General features: G+C 47.7%; 1 protein-coding gene. It reads right to left on the minus strand.

Annotated elements, in window-relative coordinates:
• Positions 1–128: 128 nt before the first annotated feature.
• Positions 129–2780, minus strand: coding sequence for an alanine--tRNA ligase (gene alaS / locus JGK20_RS33145; RefSeq protein ID WP_293233654.1), 2652 nt, complete (start codon positions 2778–2780; stop codon positions 129–131).
• Positions 2781–4441: the final 1661 nt, after the last annotated feature.

The following is a 4441-nucleotide window of genomic DNA, read 5'->3' on the forward strand; positions in this document are numbered from 1 at the left end:
AAGTTGGTGCATTTGGCTTTTGGTATTTTAAAGTCCCAAAAGCCTTTCGATCCAACTTATTTACTTGCTACCCCTTGACAGATCAAGACAGTATCTACAGTTCCCAGAAATCACCGCGAGTCGAATAATTACCCCAACCCTTCAACTAACAGATTGCGAGCACTTTCCAAGGCTTCCTGCAACTTACTAGCATCACGTCCCCCAGCCTGCGCCAAGTTAGGCCGCCCGCCGCCTTTACCGCCGCAAAGTTGAGCAATTCCTCCGATAAACTTGCCAGCTTGCAATCCTTTCCGATTAACTTCAGGACTAAAAGCAGCCACCAAACTTACCTTGTCCGCATCAGCAACCGAAGCCAAAATAACCGCAGCATTTCCTAATTTTTGCTGCAACCTTTCCGCCGCAGTTTTCAGCGCTTCTGCATCCACGTCTCCCAATTGGGCTACAATGATTTTGAAATCACCAATGGACTCAGCTTGTGCTAGCAACTGGTCGGATTTTGCGATCGCCAATTCCGACTTCACAGCCGCCAACTGCTTCAGAGTATCCTTCAACTCATTCTGCAAATTAGTAATCCGGTTGGGTAACTCTTCCGGCTTCGCCTTAAATCGATCGCCCAAATCGCGCACAACCCTGTCACGCACATTCAAATAATCCAAAACAGCTTGACCCGAAACCGCCTCAATCCGGCGAGTACCAGCCGCAACCCCCGCCTCGGAAACAATCTTAAACAGCCCGATTTCTGCGGTATTGCTGACGTGAGTCCCCCCGCACAATTCCATCGAAACCCCCGGAAAATCGATAACCCGCACCACGTCGCCGTACTTCTCGCCAAACATTGCTGTGGCGCCTTTTTCTCTGGCTTGGGCGATCGGCATTTCGGCAACTTCCGCAGCGTGGGCCTCAGCAATCCAACTATTAATTAAATCCTCAATTTTCTCCAACTCTTCTGCTGTCACAGCGCGCGGAGAATTGAAGTCAAACCGCAATCTGTCTGTCGATACCATGGAACCAGCTTGGGAAATTGAATCATCGACAATTTTTCGCAAAGCTGACTGTAATAAGTGAGTTGCTGTGTGGTTGGCTTGAATGCGGCGGCGGCTACTATTGTCAATTTTCGCAGTCAAACTATCGCCAACTTTTAGCGTTCCCCGTTCCACAAAGCCAAAATGCACGAAGAAATCCGATTCCTTCTTCACATCATCAACTCTCACCAACAAACTCTGACCATTCTCTCCGCTTTGCAAATAACCTTTGTCTCCAAGTTGTCCGCCGGATTCTGCATAAAACGGCGTTTGGTTCAACACAACTTGTACCTCAGTTCCCGCCTCTGCTGATTCCACAGCTTTGCCGTCAACTAAGATAACTTTGATTTCAGCTAAACTCGATAATTCAGTATAACCGAGAAACTCAGTTTTCTGGATAGTCTCAGCTAACTTATCCAAGGAACCTTGCACAGTCAAATCGATTGTTTGATGAGCATTTTGAGCGGTAGTTTGCTGCACTCCCATTGCCACTTCAAAGCCGTCTAAATCGACGGTAATTCCCTGTTCTTCGGCAATTTCTTGAGTCAGTTCTAAGGGGAAACCGTAGGTATCGTAAAGCTTAAAAGCATCTTGCCCTGCAATTTGATTTTGACCTTGCTGCTGCAACTTGTTGATAATTTCCTCCAGCAGCTTCTCTCCGCGTTCCAAAGTCTTGAGAAACTGTGCCTCTTCCCTTGCCAATTCCGCCTTGATTTGAGCTTCCCGCGATCGCACATTTGGATAAGCAGCTTCCGAAAGCTCGATCGCACTTTCAGCCACCCGCACCGTAAACTCACCCTGAATCCCAATCAGCCGCCCGTGGCGCACCACCCGGCGAATCAACCGACGCAAAATGTAACCGCGGCCGACATTTGACGCGCGAATTTCGTCCGCAATCATGTGCACCACAGCCCGAATGTGATCGCCAATTACTTTCAGCGAAACCTTGACATTTTCATCGCTATTGTGGTAATCAATTCCGGCAATTTCCGCCGCCGATTGGACGATCGGAAAAATCAAATCTGTTTCGTAATTGTTCGGGACTTTCTGGAGGATTTGCGCCATCCGTTCCAATCCCATCCCAGTATCAATATTTTGATTTTGCAGCGGTGTTAAATTGCCCTCTGCATCTTTATTGTACTGCATGAAAACCAGGTTATAAAATTCGATAAACCTGCTATCATCTTCGAGGTCAATATTATCGCCTCTTTCTGGGTGGAAATCGTAATAAATCTCGGAACAAGGGCCGCAGGGGCCTGTGGGGCCAGATTGCCAGAAATTGTCTGCTTCTCCCATGCGTTGAATGCGATCGCCCGGAATGCCAATTTCATCGCGCCAAATCGCAAAAGCTTCGTCATCTTCTCGGAAAACGCTAACAACTAAATTGGACGCAGGTAAACCGAAAACCTCCGTAGAAAGTTCCCAAGCCCATGCAATAGCCTGTTTCTTGAAATAATCCCCAAAACTGAAGTTACCCAACATCTCAAAAAACGTGTGGTGGCGGGCGGTACGGCCGACGTTTTCGATATCGTTGGTGCGGATGCACTTTTGTGAAGTGGTAGCGCGCGGTGATTCTGCGGTGCGCTGTCCGAGAAATATCGGCTTAAATTGTAGCATTCCGGCGATCGTTAGCAACACAGTCGGATCTTCGGGCACCAAAGAAGCACTCGGCAGGATTTTGTGTCCCCGCTGGGCGTAAAAGTCGAGGAATGTTTGGCGGATTTGACTACCGCCGAGAGACTTAGGAGTAATAGACATGACAAAAACTGTTAAGTATGTAAAGATGTAGCAGCAATAGAACTCAATACGCTTCAGTTAATAGTGTTTATTGCCCGGAGATCCCCTCGCATCCCCCTTAAAAAGGAGAGTAGGGGTTGACTTTGAGAAAACTCTTGTCCCCCCCTTTTTAAGGGGGGCTAGGGGGGATCGGGCTTAGCCCAAGCGTATTGCAATAGAACTTACATCTATGTGGATATTTATATCATTATACTTAGTAATGTAAAGACCTATCAAGTTTTACAAATTGTGCTTTACTCCTCCCAAAGCTCGTGCTAACTTAACAATAGACACCGGGACAGAAAGAAACAGGAGGTCGCTATATTTAGCCCGTTCAGCGGGAACCCCCTCTCGATAATTTTTAATTTGGGGTGGGATGAAAGCCAGGTTTGTGAAAAATGGAAGGTTGACCGATTCCGTAGGACAGGGAAATCTTCACAGCCTGAACAAACAATCCTTGATATATTGGAAAGACAGTGGGGCTGGACGTGTTCCTCACTATAAAACGCCGTAGAGAGAAACATTTTGGAGTATCTCGAAGGAAGATCTAGATATCCTTAACAGGACTCAGATGCCTACAACATATTGCTTGCAATTGATGTAGGAGCGTCACAAGCAAAGTTCAAGGATATAGACATGGTGTCTCCGGTCTAAATTCCCAGGCGCGGCCGAAATTAACCGAACACAACTTGGAATAGTGGCGAAACTGCCGATCGCGCAGTCAAGCCAAACCGCAGTCGAGTCAGACTTATTGTGCTTGCGGATTAAAAGTAAAGCTGCACAAGTTGTAAACCCTAGTAAGAAATTAGTTCTCTACCGGAAACACATCTCGTTTGTTAGAAAATCAAAGATTCTTATATTATTGGGTCTGATCGCTGTCGATCGGGCCCTACGCTTTTTTATAGGGAAATGGGAAGAGGGGGAGAAAGAGAGAGGGGGAGACGGGGAGACGGGGAAGAAAGGGAGAGGGGGAGAAAGGGAGAGGGGGAGAGGGGGAGAAAGGGAGAGAGGGAGAGGGGGAGAGGGGGAGACGGGGAAGAATCCCGATGCAAGCATCTGTGCACAAGCTCTTATCTGCGAGCGGGGACGCTCGCGAGTCTGTTATGGTGCGAGCGTCCCCGCTCGCTTGCGGAACTCACTTCGAGCGGGACGCTCTATTCGTGCTATTCGGCTCGGACTGCTGTGACTCGATCGATCGAGCTTTTGAGTTATCTATAATACATAACGGGCGATCGCGCCCGCGCGTTTTTGGTCGTGGCTGACGCCCTCTGGCATGAGGCACTGTCAATATGCGATATCATTGAAAAGTCAGTACAAGAGGTTAACTTACAGGGCGAAATAGTTATCTAAACTTAGTCAAAGCTCGCTGAACAAGATAAGTCTAGAATTGATATAATATCTGCAATGCCGAAAACCAAAGCTCAATTATCCGGTTTGTAAACCGCAGTTCTGTCAGGACTAGCCAGCCTGTTAAGGTCGAGAAGGAAGTCCACAACTCGTTAAATTGGCTGAAAATAGTGGGTGACTCATGGCTAAAAGCTTCAGCTAGAATTGTTTTTTGGATTAGGATGGGCTACATCCGAATTTACGCCTGTGGACAAGTTGCGAGCCGACTCCCTTGGGTGAAGCAGGAAGCAGACCCT

Origin of the sequence: Microcoleus sp. PH2017_05_CCC_O_A, from assembly GCF_020738785.1 — a bacterium.
Lineage (GTDB): Bacteria > Cyanobacteriota > Cyanobacteriia > Cyanobacteriales > Microcoleaceae > Microcoleus.

What these genes read in the sequence shown, in the direction of transcription:
- alaS (WP_293233654.1), bottom strand. Translation starts at nt 2,780, where the DNA reads ATGTCTATTACTCCTAAGTCTCTCGGCGGTAGTCAAATCCGCCAAACA.